The sequence below is a fragment of the Frigoribacterium sp. ACAM 257 genome, assembly GCF_007954365.1.
Taxonomy (GTDB): Bacteria; Actinomycetota; Actinomycetes; order Actinomycetales; family Microbacteriaceae; genus Frigoribacterium.
In genome coordinates, this window is the sequence record NZ_VOLO01000002.1 from 98,790 (window position 1) to 114,610 (window position 15,821).

11 protein-coding genes and 3 tRNA genes are annotated in these 15,821 nt (G+C 72.8%); 7 read left to right on the forward strand and 7 right to left on the reverse strand.

The window, feature by feature from the left end; all coding sequences use genetic code 11:
• Positions 1 to 5: 5 nt before the first annotated feature.
• On the reverse strand, positions 6 to 530 hold the full coding sequence (locus tag ES689_RS06805; RefSeq protein WP_146902228.1) for a MarR family winged helix-turn-helix transcriptional regulator: 525 nt from the start codon (positions 528 to 530) through the stop codon (positions 6 to 8).
• Between the two features lie 41 nt (positions 531 to 571).
• Here ES689_RS06805 and ES689_RS06810 point away from each other — a divergent pair, with 41 nt between their 5' ends.
• Entirely contained in the window at positions 572 to 4,207 is a 3,636-nt protein-coding gene (locus ES689_RS06810; protein ID WP_146902231.1) for a proline dehydrogenase family protein, read from the forward strand.
• A 335-nt stretch (positions 4,208 to 4,542) separates the two neighbouring features.
• Here the strand turns inward: ES689_RS06810 and ES689_RS06815 are convergent, their stop codons facing one another.
• Entirely contained in the window at positions 4,543 to 4,980 is a 438-nt protein-coding gene (locus tag ES689_RS06815) for an Lrp/AsnC family transcriptional regulator (protein WP_146902234.1), read from the reverse strand.
• 188 nt (positions 4,981 to 5,168) lie between these two features.
• Between ES689_RS06815 and ddaH the strand changes: the two genes are divergently transcribed.
• Complete coding sequence (gene ddaH / locus ES689_RS06820) at positions 5,169 to 5,960, forward strand: dimethylargininase (protein ID WP_223269509.1); 792 nt, start codon at positions 5,169 to 5,171, stop codon at positions 5,958 to 5,960.
• Entirely contained in the window at positions 5,957 to 7,234 is a 1,278-nt protein-coding gene (rocD, locus tag ES689_RS06825; RefSeq protein WP_146902241.1) for an ornithine--oxo-acid transaminase, read from the forward strand. Before ddaH ends, rocD begins: the two co-directional genes overlap by 4 nt.
• A gap of 25 nt (positions 7,235 to 7,259) precedes the next feature.
• On the opposite strand, the gene ES689_RS06830 is transcribed toward rocD, so the two are convergent.
• From ES689_RS06830 to ES689_RS06845, 4 genes are all read right to left on the reverse strand, one after another.
• The gene (locus ES689_RS06830) at positions 7,260 to 8,783 is read right to left on the reverse strand and encodes a glycosyltransferase family 39 protein (protein WP_146902244.1); all 1,524 of its coding nucleotides are present in this window, start codon (positions 8,781 to 8,783) and stop codon (positions 7,260 to 7,262) included.
• A gap of 235 nt (positions 8,784 to 9,018) precedes the next feature.
• Positions 9,019 to 9,091, reverse strand: a tRNA-Phe gene (locus ES689_RS06835).
• Between the two features lie 64 nt (positions 9,092 to 9,155).
• A tRNA-Asp gene (locus ES689_RS06840) sits at positions 9,156 to 9,232 on the reverse strand.
• Between the two features lie 117 nt (positions 9,233 to 9,349).
• A tRNA-Glu gene (locus ES689_RS06845) sits at positions 9,350 to 9,422 on the reverse strand.
• A gap of 264 nt (positions 9,423 to 9,686) precedes the next feature.
• Between ES689_RS06845 and ES689_RS06850 the strand changes: the two genes are divergently transcribed.
• The gene (locus tag ES689_RS06850) at positions 9,687 to 10,979 is read left to right on the forward strand and encodes a M23 family metallopeptidase (protein ID WP_146902247.1); all 1,293 of its coding nucleotides are present in this window, start codon (positions 9,687 to 9,689) and stop codon (positions 10,977 to 10,979) included.
• 243 nt (positions 10,980 to 11,222) lie between these two features.
• Here the strand turns inward: ES689_RS06850 and ppa are convergent, their stop codons facing one another.
• Positions 11,223 to 11,714 carry an inorganic diphosphatase gene (ppa, locus tag ES689_RS06855; RefSeq protein ID WP_056057947.1) on the reverse strand — a complete coding sequence of 164 codons (492 nt, stop codon included), beginning with the start codon at positions 11,712 to 11,714 and terminating at the stop codon, positions 11,223 to 11,225.
• Between the two features lie 69 nt (positions 11,715 to 11,783).
• Between ppa and tilS the strand changes: the two genes are divergently transcribed.
• From tilS to ftsH, 3 genes are all read left to right on the forward strand, one after another.
• Positions 11,784 to 12,776: a tRNA lysidine(34) synthetase TilS gene (tilS, locus tag ES689_RS06860; RefSeq protein ID WP_146902250.1), complete on the forward strand. Its 993-nt coding sequence runs from the start codon at positions 11,784 to 11,786 to the stop codon at positions 12,774 to 12,776.
• Between the two features lie 44 nt (positions 12,777 to 12,820).
• Positions 12,821 to 13,372, forward strand: a complete 552-nt coding sequence (gene hpt / locus ES689_RS06865) for a hypoxanthine phosphoribosyltransferase (protein ID WP_123547461.1) — start codon at positions 12,821 to 12,823, stop codon at positions 13,370 to 13,372.
• 425 nt (positions 13,373 to 13,797) lie between these two features.
• Positions 13,798 to 15,792: an ATP-dependent zinc metalloprotease FtsH gene (gene ftsH / locus ES689_RS06870; protein WP_146902253.1), complete on the forward strand. Its 1,995-nt coding sequence runs from the start codon at positions 13,798 to 13,800 to the stop codon at positions 15,790 to 15,792.
• Positions 15,793 to 15,821: the final 29 nt, after the last annotated feature.

Below are 15,821 nucleotides of genomic sequence, written 5' to 3' on the forward strand. Positions count from 1 at the left end.
CGAGCCTAGGAGGCGCGGGCCACCACGTCGCGGTCGTCCGGCGACCCGGCCTGGTCGGGCGAGGCGGCCTTGTCGGGCGAGGCGTCGTCGCCGATGGCCTCGAGCACGCGCCGGGAGAACGACTCGAGGGTCGAGGCGTCGTCGTGCAGCGCCGCGACGAAGTAGCGGCGGATCGCGGCCGTGTGGCCCCGGGTCGCCGAGAGCATGGCCCTGCGGCCGTCAGCCGTGAGCTCGACCCAGGTGCCCCGGGCGTCCGAAGCACAGTCGGTGCGGCGCACCAGGCCGCGCTTCTCCATGCGCGTGACCTGGTGGCTGACCCTGCTCTTCTCCCAGCCGATCTGCTCGGCGATGTCGCGCACCCGGAGCCTGCGGTCGTCGCTGCGGCCGAGGCCCACTAGGATCTCGTACTCGGGGGCCGAGACGCCCGAGTCGTCGTGCAGCCTGAGCTCGAGGGCACGGTCGAGCCGCCGGCGCATCGAGTAGAAGGCGTCCCAGGCGGCCCACTCGTCGTCGGAGAGTCGCTCGGCCATTCGCCCAGTGTAGGGACGGGGGTCCGGCCTATCCTCGACCCATGTCCGATGTGCGCGCCGCCGATCTCACCTCCCAGGTCGTCGACACGGTGCGACGGTGGCTGGTCGTCGCGTCCTCGGTCCCCGCCGACGCCGCCGCCGAGCGCTTCGCGGCGTTGCTCCGCGACCCTGACGGTCTCGCCTTCGCTGTCGCCTTCGCCGATCGCGTCGTGCGTCCGGAGGACCCGGCGGTGGCCGCGCGCCAGCTCGACCGCCTGAGCCGGGACATGCCCGCCTCGCTGCCGTGGCAGCTCAAGGCCGCGGTCGCGGCGGGCGGCGGCTTCGGCCCGTTGGCGCCGCGCACGGTCGTGCCCGTCGCGCGCAGGGCCCTGCGACGACTCGTCCAGCACCTCGTCGTCGAGGCGGCCCCCGACAAGCTCGGCCCGGCCCTCGCGGCCGCAGCCGACGGCGCCCGCCTCGACCTCGTCCCGCTCGGCGAGCCCGTGCTCGGCGAGGCGGCGGCCCGCCGCAGGGTCGACGCCACGCGCGCGCTGCTCGAGCGCGACGACGTCCACCATGTGTCCGTGCCCGTGGCCTCCGTCGTCGGCACGGGCGCGGCCTGGGGCGCCGACGAGCGGGCCGCCGCCGCGGTCGAGGCGCTCACGCCCCTCTACGAGCTCGCGCTCGCCTCCGACCCCCCGAAGACGATCGACCTCGAGGTCGACGAGCACCGTCACCTCGATCTCGCCATCGACGTCTTCACCCAGCTGCTCGACCAGCCACAGCTCGCCGACCTCGAGGCCGGCATCGAGATCCAGGCCCACGTGCCCGACGCCCTGGCGTCCCTGCAGCTGCTGACCGACTGGGCGCGCGGACGCGTCGCCCGCGGCGGTGCCCCGATCCGCGTCCGGCTGACCGTGGGCGGCGTCGCGCTCGAGGCCGTCGACGCCGCGCTGCACGACTGGCCGGTCGCGACCCATACGTCCACGGCCGAGGCGCACGCGGCGCTGCTCCGGGTGCTCGACCACGCCCTCCGCCCCGTGTCGGCCGAGTTCGCCCACCTCGGGCTCGTCACTGCCGATCCGTTCGTCGTCGCCCACGCGTGGACCCTCGCGAAGCGGCGAGAGGTGACCCAGCACCTCACCGTCGAGATGCCCCTCGGCACGTCGAGGGGGCTCCTCCGGGCGGTGCGGGCCGAGGTCGGCGACCTCGTGGTGCGGGCCCCGATCGTGCAGCAGGGCGACCTCGAGGCCGCCGCCGACCACGTCGTCCGGCGTCTCGCGGAGGTCGCCGCGCCGGGTTCTCCCCTCGCCGCCGCTGCCGACCTCGCGCCTGAGGGAGCCGCGTTCGACCAGGAGGCGGCCCGCTACCGCGAGGCGGTCGCCGATGCCGAGGCGGCCGGCGACGACGACGTGCCGCCGCCGGTTCGCCGTCAGGACCGCTCGCGGCCCCACCTGGCCGTCGCCGACCTCGACCTCGACGGCTCGTCCTCGTTCCGCAACGAGCCCGACACCGATCCCGGGCTCGAGGGCAACCGCGCGTGGGCCCGACGCGTGCTCGCGGCCTCGCGACGCTCGGACGCCGGGCTCGACACGATCGAGGCCGCGCAGGTCGACGGCGACGACGGCGCCGCGCTCGTCGACGAGCTCGTGACCGACGCCGCCCAGGCCGGTGCAGCGTGGGGCAGGGAGGCGCCCGCGACGCGCGCCGAGCTGCTCGAGCTCGCCGCGGACGGCGTCGCGCGTCAGCGAGCCGCCCTGGTCGAGGTGCTCGTCAGCGAGACCGGCTCCGTGCTCGACGGCGCCGATCCCCAGGTCAGCGCGACGGTCGACTCGGCGCGGCACCACGCCGGCCTCGCCCGCGGCGAGGTGAGCGTCCTCGGCGCCCGGCACGCGCCTCCTCGGCTGACGGTCGTCGTGCCGTCCTGGCGCGCCCCCCTCGTGTCGGCGGCAGAGCCCGTGCTCGCCGCGCTCGCCGCGGGCAGCGCCGTCCTGCTCTGCCCGGCGCGTGAGTCGCGCCGCACCGCGGCCGTCCTGGCCGAGGTGCTGTGGGGCGCGGGGGTGCCGCGCGCGCTGCTCGTCCTGGCCGACCTCGAGCTCGACTCCGAGGCCGGCCGCCGACTCGTGGGGCACCCTGCCGTCGACCGGGTGCGGCTGACGGGCTCGCTCGCGCAGGCCCGGCAGCTGCGGTCGTGGCGGCCGGAGCTCGACCTCGTCGCCGACGTGCCCGTCGCCGCCGTCGCCGTCGTGACCCCGAGCGCGGACGCCGACCTCGCCGCGGCCGACCTGGTCGCGGGTGCCTTCCGCTTCGCCGGCCAGGCCCCGTCGGCCTCGCGGACGGCCGTGCTCGTCGGCTCGGCTGCCCAGGGCGAGCGCCTCCGTCGTCAGCTCGTCGACGCGGCGGCGAGCCTGCGCACCGGCTGGCCGGACGAGGCGACGACGCAGGTCGGCCCGCTGATCGACCCGGCCGAGGGTGCCGTCCTCGAGGCCCTCACCGTCCTGGCCCCGGGCGAGAGCTGGCTCGTCGAGCCCCGGCAGCTCGACGACGACGGGGGCCTCTGGTCGCCGGGCGTCAAGAGGGGCGTCACCCCCGAGGCCGCAGCGCGGACGGCTGCCGCGGCGGCTCCCGTGCTCTGCCTGGTCGAGGTGGCCGACCTCGACACGGCGATCGACCTGCAAGAGAAGCTCAGCGCGGGTGGCTCGGCCGCCCTGCACAGCCTCGACGTCGACGAGGTCGACACGTGGCTGCGCCGCGTCCGGGCAGGCACGCTCGTGGTCGGACGACCCACGTCGCCGATGGTCGTCCGTCGTCGGCCGGCTGCCGCGTGGGGGCGCTCCGTCGTGGGGCCCGCCGTCGCGGCGGGGGGTCCCGACGGCCTGCTCGCCCAGGGATCGTGGCGGCGGCTGTCGCGCGACCCCCACCCGTCGCTGCGCCTCACCGGCGTTCCCGACGTGGTCGTGCCCGTGATCGAGGCAGCCAGGTCGTCCCTCTCGTTCGAGCAGTTCGACCGGGTCCGGACGGGCGCGGTCGGCGACGAGCGCGCCTGGCAGGCCCACGTCGGCGTGGCACACGACGCCTCCGCCCTGGGCGTCGAGCGCAACGTCCTGCGCTATCGGCCACGGCCCGTCCTCCTCCGCCTCTCGTCCGACGCCGACCTCTCCGACCTCGTGCGGCTCCTCGTGGCCGCCGCCCGCGTGCGCGCCCCGATCACGGTCAGCTCGGCGGTTCCCGTCCCGGCGTCGCTCGTCCAGCTGCTGCACTCGCCGGCGTCGCCGATGCCGGTCGGCGCCGTGGTCGTCGAGAGCGACCAGGCGTTCCTGGCCCGCGCCTCCGCCGGTCTGCTGCAGGCCCGCGAGGCCGGCCACGAACTGGACGACCTCAGCCTGCTGGCCCGCGCGACGGGGTCGCGCGACCCGGCGGCGGTCACGGAGGCCGACGCCGACGGCGACACCGAGGCCCCCGAGCCCGACGGCGACGCGGTCGCCGAGTACCGAGACCTGCACGTCCGGCTCATCGGCGGCGACCCGCGGGCCCTGGCCCGCGCGGTCGGCGGCAGCGTCGACGTGGTGGTGCACGGCGGCGACGTGACCGACGAGGGCCGGGTCGAGCTGCTGACGTTCGTGCGCGAGCAGAGCGTGACGGTCACGACCCACCGTTCGGGGCTCGTCGACGCCGAGCTGCGCGACCTGCGGATCTGAGCCAGCCGCACGTCCGGGCTGTTCTCGAGGGGGGCTGCCGAGTCGCGGGCCCGAGCGGTCTGCGGGCCTGAGCGGTCTGCGGGCCTGAGCGGCCCTCTCGCGTCCCGTCCCCTGCGCACCCCTCCGTGATTTGAGAGTGATCCGCGCCGTCGAGGGCGGACTGCCCCGTCGGCCGGCTCTCAGATTTTCGATCCCTCTCGCTCTGCCCTGCTCGTGCCCGCCCCCCGCATATGCCGACCTGTGAGGCCGCCCGGCGCTCCTGATACCTGGTTCTCGCACCATCGGCGAGCCTGCGGTCGGCATGTGCGGAGCGGCCCGCGATCCGGTGCCGCGACTCAGGGCGTGCGGCGGCTGATCAGCTTCGACAGCACGATGGCGCTGCGGGTGTGGTCGACGTTCGGGGCGTTGCGCACGCGCTCGAGCGCCTCCTCGAGCGACGGGATGTCCCGGCTGCGCATGTGCACGATGGCGTCGGCGCTGCCCGTGACGGTGCCGGCGTCGACGACCTCGGGCACCGTGCTGAGGATGCGCTGCAGCTCGGCCGGCGAGACCGTGCCCCGGCAGAAGAGCTCGACGAACGCCTCGGTGCCCAGCCCCTCGACGGCAGGGTCGACCTGGACGGTGAAGCCCTTGATGACGCCGTCGGCGACCAGACGGTCGACACGGCGCTTGACGGCCGAGGCGCTGAGGCCCACCGACGACCCGATGTCGCCGTAGCCCGCGCGGGCGTTCTGCCGCAGCAGATCGATGATGCCGTAGTCGAGGTTGTCCACATCGGGCAGCCTACGCTATTTTCTTGCGCAAAAGGTCTGCGTTGCGCAAGATCATTGCGTCGAGCGCACCCAATATGCGCGTTGTAGGTGTGACACTGAACTCCGTGAGCATCGCCGCCGAGACCGTCCAGCCTTCTCCCGAAGCCCCGCAGCCGCCGACCAGACGTGCGTCGCACCGCAGCGTGCTGATGTGCCGGCCCGAGCACTTCACGGTCAGCTACCGCATCAACCCCTGGATGGACCCGCAGGTGCCGACCGACACCTCGCGCGCCGTCGCGCAGTGGCAGACACTCTACGAGACCTACCTCGGGCTCGGCTTCGACGTGCAGCTGATCGACCCGCTGCCCGGCCTGCCCGACATGGTCTACTCGGCCAACGGCGGCTTCGTGCTCGACGGCAAGGCGTACGGCGCCAGCTTCACCTACCCCGAGCGCCAGCCCGAGGGCCCCGCCTACATGGACTGGTTCGCCGACGCCGGCTTCGACGTGGTCGTGCCCGAGGAGGTCAACGAGGGCGAGGGCGACTTCCTCCTCGTCGGCGACGTCGTGCTCGCCGGGACCGGCTTCCGCAGCGCGTCCGACTCGCACGCCGAGGTCGCCGGGGTCTTCGGCCGGGAGGTCGTAGGCCTCACCCTGGTCGACCCGAGCTTCTACCACCTGGACACGGCGATCGCGGTGCTCGACCCGGAGCCCGTGGACGGCGTGCACAACATCGCCTACCTCGAGAGCGCCTTCGACGAGCCGTCGCTCGCCGTGCTGCGCGAGCGGTTCCCCGACGCCGTGCTCGTGAGCCAGGAAGACGCCTCGATCCTCGGGCTCAACTCGTACAGCGACGGCTACAACGTCGTGATCGCCGCGGCCGCCACCGGCTTCGAGCGCCAGCTGCGCGAGCGCGGCTACAACCCGATCGGCGTCGACCTGTCCGAGCTGCTGCTCGGCGGGGGCGGCGTGAAGTGCTGCACCCTGGAGCTGCGACGATGACGACCGACACGACCCGCACCTCCTCGGCCACCGCCACCGCCTCCTCGGCCTCGGGCACGGCCGCCGCCACCACCGCCGCGATCGCGGTCGAGGACGCCTCGCTGGCGCACAACTACCACCCTCTGCCCGTCGTGGTGTCGACGGCCGAGGGCGCCTGGGTCACCGACGTCGAGGGGCGCCGGTACCTCGACTGCCTGGCGGCCTACTCGGCCGTCAACTTCGGACACGGCCACCCGACGCTCGTCGCGGCGGCCCGGGAGCAGCTCGACCGAGTCACCCTGACGAGCCGGGCGTTCCACAACGACCAGCTAGGCCCGTTCGCCGCCGAGCTCGCCGCCCTGCTCGGCAAGCAGATGGTCCTGCCGATGAACACGGGCGCCGAGGCGGTCGAGTCGGGCATCAAGGTCGCGCGTGCCTGGGGCTACCGCGTCAAGGGCGTGCGGCCCGGCGCCGCGAAGATCGTGGTCGCGGCGGGCAACTTCCACGGGCGCACGACGACCATCATCAGCTTCTCCGACGACGAGGAGGCGCGGGCCGACTTCGGTCCGTACACCCCCGGATTCGTGACGGTGCCCTACGGCGACCCCGCCGCGCTCGAGGCCGCGATCGACGACGACACCGTCGCCGTGCTGATCGAGCCGATCCAGGGCGAGGCCGGCGTGGTCGTGCCGCCGGAGTCCTACCTGCCCGAGGTGCGCCGCATCACCCGCGAGCGGAACGTGCTGTTCATCGCCGACGAGATCCAGTCGGGACTCGGGCGCACCGGCGCCACCGTCAGCTGCGACCTCGTCGACGTCGTGCCCGACCTGTACCTGCTGGGCAAGGCCCTCGGCGGCGGCATCGTCCCCGTCAGCGCCGTGGTCGGCGACCGCGACGTGCTCGGGGTGCTGAGGCCGGGCGAGCACGGGTCCACGTTCGGCGGCAACCCGCTCGCCGCCGCCGTCGGCCTCGCGGTGGTGCGGATGCTCGCGACCGGCGAGTGGCAGGAGCGCGCGACGCGACTCGGCACGCGCCTCCGTGACGGCCTCGAGGCCCTCGTCGGCTCGGGGGTCGTGACCGTCCGCGGGGCCGGCCTCTGGATGGGGATCGACATCGACCCCGCCGTCGGCACCGGCCGCGAGGTCTGCGAGGAGCTGATGCGCCGCGGTGTGCTCGCCAAGGACACGCACGGCTCGACCATCCGGCTCGCGCCGCCGATCGTGATCACCGAGGAGGAGGTCGACGAGCTCGTGTCGACCCTCGGCTCGGTGCTGGGCGACCTGCGCCGGGGCTGAGCGGGCGCCTTCGGGCGCCGGCACGTCAGCCGCGGCCGGTGGGCGTCACGAAGAGGTAGACGACGCTGCGCTCGGTGCGGTGCTCCTGGGCGTTGGTGAAGCCGAGCCCGCCGAGCGTGCGCCGGTCGGCGTCGTCGAGGGCGTCGGTCTGGAGGCGGGCGATCCAGAGGCGCTCGACGCCGTCCAGCCGCTCGCGGAGCACGACGGCGTCGTCGGCGTCCTCGAGGTCGAGGGTGGCGTCCGTGAAGAGCCCCTCGGAGATGCCGCTGCCGACGAACGCGAGGTCGTCCAGCTCGTCGAACCGGTCGGGGTACGCGTAGAGGGCCTGTCGCGGCCTCGTCGAGACGGTGCCGGTGGCGTCGAGCAGGAACGCGTCGCCGGGTCGTGCCTGGCTCTCGATGTACGTCGAGAGCTGGGCGAGGTCCGCGCCGCCGCCCTTGCCCGCCGGCAGGCGCTGGGCCACCCAGGTCGGGGCGGAGGCCACGACGAGCAGGGCGATGAGGGCGATGCTGATCCACCGGCGACGGAACCCGGTGATCGCGACGGCGAGCAGCAGGGCCATGCCGGGCGACGACCACGTGACGATCCGCGCCTGGTACACGGGCGACAGCACCACGCCGAGGACGAGCAGGAGGCCAGCGGGGAGCGCCGTCCAGAGCGCCCCGAGCAGCACGACGCTCCCGGGGGTGCGCGATCGGTCGCGGAGGCGCGTGCCGAGCAGGATCAGCAGCACGACGGCGATCGCGGCCCACGCCACGGACGTGGCGAACCAGGGCTCGACGAGCACGCTGTACCAGGTGATGTCGGAGCCGGTCGACGGATCGTCGGCCGAGAGCAGCCTCGTGCGCTCGGACAGCACGGTGCCGATCACGGGCGCCGAGACGAGCAGGGCCGACCCGGTCGAGATCGACCAGCCGAGGAGGCGGTGGCGGGCTCCCCGACGCCGGCGCTGGGCCGGTGCCAGCACGAGGAACACCCCGTGCACGACGACGATCAGCCCGATCGGGACGAACGTGACGATCGCGCCGGCGAGGGCGGCCCCGTAGCCGATCCACCACCTCCGCTGGTGCCGGCGCGACGCGACCAGCACGAGGACGGTGAGCCAGACGGCGACGGCGGCGGTCAGCGCGTACGGGCGTGCCTCGGTCGCCTCGAGCGTGAGGCGGGGCAGGACCGCGGAGATGCCCGCGGCGAGCAGCGCCGTGCGGCGGTCGGTGAGCATCCGCGTGAGGACGAGCACGCCGGCCGCGACGACGCCGACCGCGACCGAGCTCGGCAGCCGGGTGACGAGCGTGCTCTCGCCGAGAAGGCCCGTCCAGAAGTGCATGAAGACGTAGTAGGCGCCGTGCACGAGGTCGCGCTGGTCGAGGAACGCGAGCAGGTCGGGCAGGGGGAGGCGCGCGGCCTGCAGGGTGGTGGCCTCGTCGCTCCAGTAGGAGGGGACCCAGGCGGCGGCGAGCCCGACGACCAGCGCGGCGACGCCGGCCAGCAGCGGGTCGAGCCAGCGGCTGCGGGAGGGGACGACGGCCGGGTCGTGGCCGATGCTCACGCGGCCCCTGCCGAGGTCGGGCCGTCGAGTGTGGCTGGACGCGACATCGATCCGTGGACCTTTCGATTGTCAGTCGGTGCGGCGGAGGAGTGCGTGCTGTCGGGCGGCTGTGTGAAGCGTATCGCCCCGGCGGTCTCGACGGCTGGGCCACGGCGGTGTGGACGCTGTCGACGACCGCGGCGCCGCACGCGCGTCCACGCAAGAAGCCCCCGGCTTCACCGGGGGCTTCAGGATGTGGCTGGACGCGGCGTCGATCCGCGGACCTTTCGATTTTCAGTCGAACGCTCTACCAACTGAGCTACCCAGCCGTGGGGACCAACTCGTGGAGCTGACCCCGGGGAGGAACGTGCCCTCCAGACGAGTGACTCGCCTTGGCGACCCTGACCGGACTTGAACCGGCGACCTCCGCCGTGACAGGGCGGCGCGCTAACCAACTGCGCTACAGGGCCAAACTGGTGTTGCTGGTGTTGCTTCGTGCTGATGATACGTCGTGTCAGAGACACTGCCTTGAAAGACACTACCCGGACCTGGTCCGAAGGAGAAACCGGAGCTTCTCGGTCGAGCCGTGACCCCAACGGGATTCGAACCCGTGCTGCCGCCGTGAAAGGGCGGTGTCCTAGGCCACTAAACGATGGGGCCGAGTGATCCACGAGGAACCACAGGCAACCGAGGAGCAAGCATACAGATCGGGGGCGTTCCGCGCAAAACGGTCTCGACGAGTGTCCTGGCGGCGCCCGAGCGACACGACTCGCCGCCGGGCACGACCTGCTGGCGGGTCGGCACGGGGCCGTCTACCTTCGACCTGTACTCCACAGTTCGTCGGTCGCCAGATCGACGGGCCGATGGGACGGCTCGGGCCTCCCGGGCGAGCTCGACCTCGTGCACGACGAAATCGGAACCTCGATGACCTCCAGCCGCACCCTCCGCCACCGCGCCTCCTCGGCCCTCGCCGTGCCCCGCCGCCCGCGTGCCGCCCGGCTCGCCGCCGCCCTCGCGGCCGTGGCCCTGCTCGCGGCGGTCGGCGTCGCCTCGCCGCTGGCGGCCCACGCGGCGGACTACCCGTCGTGGGCCGACGTGCAGGCCGCGCGCGGCGACACGGCGGCGAAGCAGGGCGAGATCGACACGCTCCAGGCCCTGCTCACCCAGCTCGACGCCGATCTCGACGCCAAGAACGAGGACGCCCGTCAGAAGGGCGACGTGCTCCAGAAGGCACAGACTGCCTACGACGACGCCCAGTTCCGCACCGCGCAGCTGCAGGCCCAGGCCGACGACGCCGCGAAGGTCGCCGCAGCCAGCGAGGAGCGGGCCGGTCAGCTCGCGGCACAGCTAGGACGGTCGGGCGGCAACGACGGCATCAGCAGCAGCCTCATCGCCGACCCGGGCGACGCGGGCCAGCTGCTCTACAAGCTCGGCGCGATGAGCAAGCTCACCGAGCAGGCCGACGGCATCTACTCGCAGGCCACCCAGGACCGCAACACGGCACAGTCGCTCAGCGACCAGGCCGCGGTCGCCGCCGCCGCCCTCGAGGAGCTCGCCGACGAGGCCCGCGTGGCCCTCGCCGCCGCCAACGAGGCAGCGCAGGCCGCCGCCGACGCACTCGCCGAGCAGGAGGACAACAAGACCCGGCTGGAGGCGCAGCTCGCGATCCTGGCCCAGGACCTGCAGACCACCGAGGCCGAGTTCCAGAAGGGCGAGGAGGAGCGGAAGGCACGCGAGGCCGCCGCGGCCGCCGAGGCTGCCAAGTACGGCAGCCCGACCAACGGCACCCCCGCCGGCGTGATCTCCGGCGCGGGCTGGACCCGCCCCTCCGGCGGCAACGTCGTCAGCGGGTTCGGCATGCGCGTCAACCCGGTCACCCACGTCTACGTGCTGCACGCCGGCACCGACCTGGCCGCTGCCTGCGGCACGCCGATCTTCGCCGCGACGGCGGGCACGGTCAGCTACGCGGGGTGGATGGGCGGCTACGGCAACTTCGTCCAGATCGACCACGGCGGCGGCGTGAGCACCGGCTACGGCCACCAGGTCAACGGCGGCATCATGGTGTCCGTGGGCCAGCGCGTCGAGGTCGGCCAGCGCATCGGCACGGTCGGCTCGACCGGCAACTCGACCGGCTGCCACCTGCACTTCGAGACCCGCCAGGGCGGCGTCGCGGCCGACCCGGTGCCGTTCATGTCGGCGCGGGGCATCCGCCTCTAGCGGCGCTGCGTTCCGGTCCCGCTGCGCGTCCTCGCGTCCCGGCCCGCCCCTCCTGCTCCCGTCGTTCAGGAACCGCGCGGTCGGTTTTTCTGACTGGTGCATGGTTCAGGACCCCGCGTCCTCTCCTCGCGAAGATCAGGACTGACATTCCTGAATGAGGAGAAGACGAGGGCGGGTCGTGCGGACGACGAGGGCCCCGCGCAGGATCGCGCGGGGCCCTCGTCGTCGTGCAGGAGGCGCGGGTCAGTGGCCCTCGGCCGCCAGCTTCACGATGCCGGCCTCGACGATGGCCTCGGCCTCGGCCGCGTCGCCCCAGCCCTCGGTCTTGACCCACTTGCCGGGCTCGAGGTCCTTGTAGTGCTCGAAGAAGTGCTCGATCTCCTTGCGGAGGAACTCGGGCACGTCGGTGACGTCCTGGATGTGCTCCCAGCGCGGGTCCTTCGCGGGGACCGCGATGACCTTGGCGTCGCTGCCGCCGTCGTCGGTCATGTTGAAGACGCCGACGGGACGGACCTTGACGCCCACCCCGGGGAACAGCGGGTAGTCGAGCAGCACCAGCACGTCGACGGGGTCGCCGTCGAGGCCGAGCGTGTTCTCGAAGAACCCGTAGTCGGTCGGGTAGACGAAGCCGGTGAAGAGCACGCGGTCGAGGTAGACGCGCCCCGTCTCGTGGTCGACCTCGTACTTGTTGCGGCTTCCCTTGGGGATCTCGATCACGGCGTCGTACGCGGCCATGGGTGCTCCTGGTTCAGTCTCGGGGGCACGCCGACCAGGCCGGTCGGCGGCTGCCGGTAACGTTACAAGATGCCCGAGAGACCGCGCCTGACCCCTGCCGTCGCCGACGTCCGACGTGCCGTCCGCGCCTCCCTCGAGGGCCTCGCGACCGGCGACCTGGTGCTGGTGGCGCTGAGCGGCGGCGCCGACTCGCTCGCGCTCGCCGCGGCGACCGCGTTCGAGGCGCCCCGGGCAGGGCTCACCGCTGGTGCCGTCGTCGTCGACCACGGCCTGCAGCCGGGCTCGGCCGACGTGGCCGAGGCGGCTGCGGCCCGGGCCTCGGTCCTGGGGCTCGCCCCCGTCGTCGTCCGCAGGGTCGAGGTCGGCGCCGAGGGCGGCCCCGAGGCCGCTGCCCGCGACGCCCGCTACGCCGCGCTCGCGGCGGTCGCCGTCGAGACGGGAGCGGTCGCCGTGCTGCTCGGGCACACCCTCGACGACCAGGCCGAGACGGTGCTGCTCGGCCTCGCCCGCGGCAGCGGACCCACGAGCCTGCAGGGCATGGACGTCGTGTCGGGGCGGTGGCGACGGCCGCTGCTGGCGGTCCGGCGGGGGACGACCCGCGCCTCCTGCGCAGATCTCGGCCTCGAGCCGTGGGACGACCCGCACAACGACGACCCCGCGTACGCCAGGGTGCGGGTCCGCACGTCCGTGCTGCCCGTGCTGGAGCGCGAGCTCGGGCCCGGCGTCGCCGAGGCGCTCGTGCGCACCGCGGCGCAGCTGCGCGAGGACTCGGAGGCGCTCGACCACTTCGCCGAGGAGCAGGCGGAGGAGGTGGCCGACCACGCCGAGGCCGGCATCTCGCTCGACGTCCGGTCGCTGGCGGCGAACCCCGCGGCGCTGCGGCAGCGGCTGATCCGCCTGGCCGTCGAGAGCGAGTTCGCGCTGACGCTGAGCCGCGCCCAGACCCTCGAGGTCGCCCGGCTCGTCACCGACTGGCACGGCCAGGGGGCGGTGTCCCTGCCGGGCGTTACAGTTGTCCGCACCGGAGGCGCGCTGCACTTCGCCGCGACCGCCGCCTCCTGAGGCTCCGCCACGCCCTCCCCCTCACGACTGGAGAACGCCCGACCATGGAACTCAGCGACATCGAGAGCGACCTGACCAGCGTCCTGTACACCGAAGAGCAGATCCACGCCGCGATCGCCGAGGTCGCCCGTGCCGTCGAGGTCGACTACGCCGGCCGCGAGCCGCTGCTGGTGGGCGTGCTCAAGGGCGCCGTCATGGTCATGGCCGACTTCGCGCGCGAGCTCAAGCTCAACGCGCAGATGGACTGGATGGCCGTCTCGTCGTACGGCTCCGGCACCAAGTCGTCGGGCGTCGTCCGCATCCTGAAAGACCTCGACACCGACCTGCACGGTCGCGACGTCATCATCGTCGAGGACATCATCGACTCGGGCCTCACGCTCTCGTGGCTGCTCGAGAACCTCAAGAGCCGCGGTGCCGCCTCCGTCGAGATCTTCGCGCTGCTGCGCAAGCCCGAGGCCGCCAAGGTGCACGTCGACGTCAAGTACGTCGGCTTCGAGATCCCCAACGAGTTCGTCGTCGGCTACGGCCTCGACTTCGCCGAGAAGTACCGCAACCTGCGCGGGGTCGGGGTGCTCGCGCCCCACGTCTACAGCTGAGGTCTCCCCTCGGGGAGCATCGTCGTGTGTCCCGCAGCCCGCTCCCGCCCCCGTTCGCCGAGGCAGGGCGCTACCTCGGCAAGCCCGATCTGCGTGACCTCGACCACTTCCTCTCGATCGGGTACGAGGGAGACGAGCACCGGACCGACCCGCGGCGGTTCCGGCGTGACATCGCGCGGCGGGAGCGCGTCGCCCGCCGTCTGTCGGTCACCGCACGTGTCGAGTGGTCAGGTACTGTCCCCCGGACTGCCTCAGGGAGCACTTCGTGACCACTCGAGCCCCGGCAGCTGAGGCCGGTCCGCCACCCCAGTACGGGAGCGGGCAGCCCGCTATGAGCGAACACCCATGAGGCCCCTAGGCGGCCCGTTGTAGCCTTTCGCTCACGTTCTTCCTGCAGAAAGGTGTCGGGCGTCGCCCGTACTGACATGGACTTCAAGAAACTCTTCCGCGGACCGATCATCTACATCGTGATCGCGGTGATCGGCATCGGCATCGGCTGGAGCGTCATCAGCGCTTCTGGCACGACCCAGGTGTCGACGCAGGAGGGGCTCAAGGCCCTGAACGACGACAAGGTCTCGTCGGCCACGATCTTCAGCAACGAGCAGCGGGTCGACCTCGTCCTCAAGGACGGCGACGCGCAGCAGCAGTTCTACTACTCGACGCCTCGCGGCGACGAGGTCGTCACCGCGATCAACGACGCGAGCCTGAAGGACTTCGACGACACCGTCACGCAGACCAGCTGGTTCGTGTCGCTGCTGAGCGTCCTCCTGCCTTTCCTCATCATCGGCGTCATCTTCTGGTTCCTCCTGTCGTCCATGCAGGGAGGCGGCAGCAAGGTCATGCAGTTCGGCAAGTCCAAGGCGAAGCTCGCGTCGAAGGAGACGCCGCAGGTGATGTTCACCGACGTCGCCGGCGCGGACGAGGCCATCGAGGAGCTCGAGGAGATCAAGGAGTTCCTCAAGGAGCCCGCGAAGTTCCAGGCCGTGGGCGCCCGCATCCCCAAGGGCGTGCTGCTCTACGGCCCTCCCGGCACCGGCAAGACGCTGCTCGCGCGCGCGGTCGCCGGCGAGGCGGGCGTCCCCTTCTTCTCCATCTCGGGCTCCGACTTCGTCGAGATGTTCGTCGGCGTGGGCGCCAGCCGCGTGCGTGACCTCTTCGAGCAGGCCAAGCAGAACTCGCCGGCCATCATCTTCGTCGACGAGATCGACGCCGTCGGCCGTCACCGCGGCGCCGGCGTCGGCGGTGGCAACGACGAGCGCGAGCAGACCCTCAACCAGCTGCTCGTCGAGATGGACGGCTTCGACGTCAAGACGAACGTCATCCTGATCGCGGCGACGAACCGTCCCGACGTGCTCGACCCTGCCCTGCTGCGTCCCGGCCGCTTCGACCGCCAGATCGGCGTCGACGCCCCCGGCCTCGACGGTCGCCGCCAGATCCTCGAGGTGCACGGCAAGGGCAAGCCCCTCGCCGCCTCCGTCAACCTCGAGGTGCTGGCCCGCAAGACGCCGGGCTTCACCGGTGCCGACCTCGCCAACGTGCTCAACGAAGCGGCCCTGCTGACGGCCCGCTCGAACGCGCAGCTGATCGACAACCGCGCCCTCGACGAGGCCGTCGACCGCGTCATGGCCGGCCCGCAGCGTCGCAGCCGCATCATGAACGACCACGAGAAGCTCATCACGGCGTACCACGAGGGCGGTCACGCCCTCGCGGCGGCCGCCATGCGGCACACCGACCCGGTGACGAAGATCACGATCCTGCCGCGCGGCCGGGCCCTCGGCTACACGATGGTGCTGCCCCTCGAGGACAAGTACTCGGTCACCCGCAACGAGCTGCTCGACCAGCTGACCTACGCCATGGGCGGCCGCGTCGCCGAGGAGCTCGTGTTCCACGACCCGACCACCGGCGCCTCGAACGACATCGAGAAGGCCACGGGCACCGCCCGCAAGATGGTCACCGAGTTCGGCATGAGCAACCGGGTCGGCTCGGTCAAGCTCGGCCAGGGCTCCGGGGAGCAGTTCATGGGCCGCGACATGGGCCAGCGCGACTACTCCGAGTCGATCGCCGAGACCGTCGACGCCGAGGTCCGCGTGCTGCTCGAGCAGGCGCACGACGAGGCCTGGGCCGTCATCAACGACAACCGCGACATCCTCGATTTCCTGGCCGCCGAGCTGCTGGAGAAGGAGACCCTCGACCACGACGAGCTCGCGGTCATCTTCAAGGACGTCAAGAAGCTGCCCCCGCGTCCGCAGTGGCTCTCGAGCGACAAGCGCCCCGTGTCGGACCGACCTGCCATCCCGATGCCGACCAAGGCGCCGGTGGACGCAGCGGCGGTCGACGGCGGAGTGGGGTCCGAGCCTGAGGAGGCGGCGCCCTCGCGGAAGCGCCCGCCGCGCACCACCCCCGGCATCGCCACGGCCTAGGCACGGCCTAGGCACGCAGGCCGGTCCGG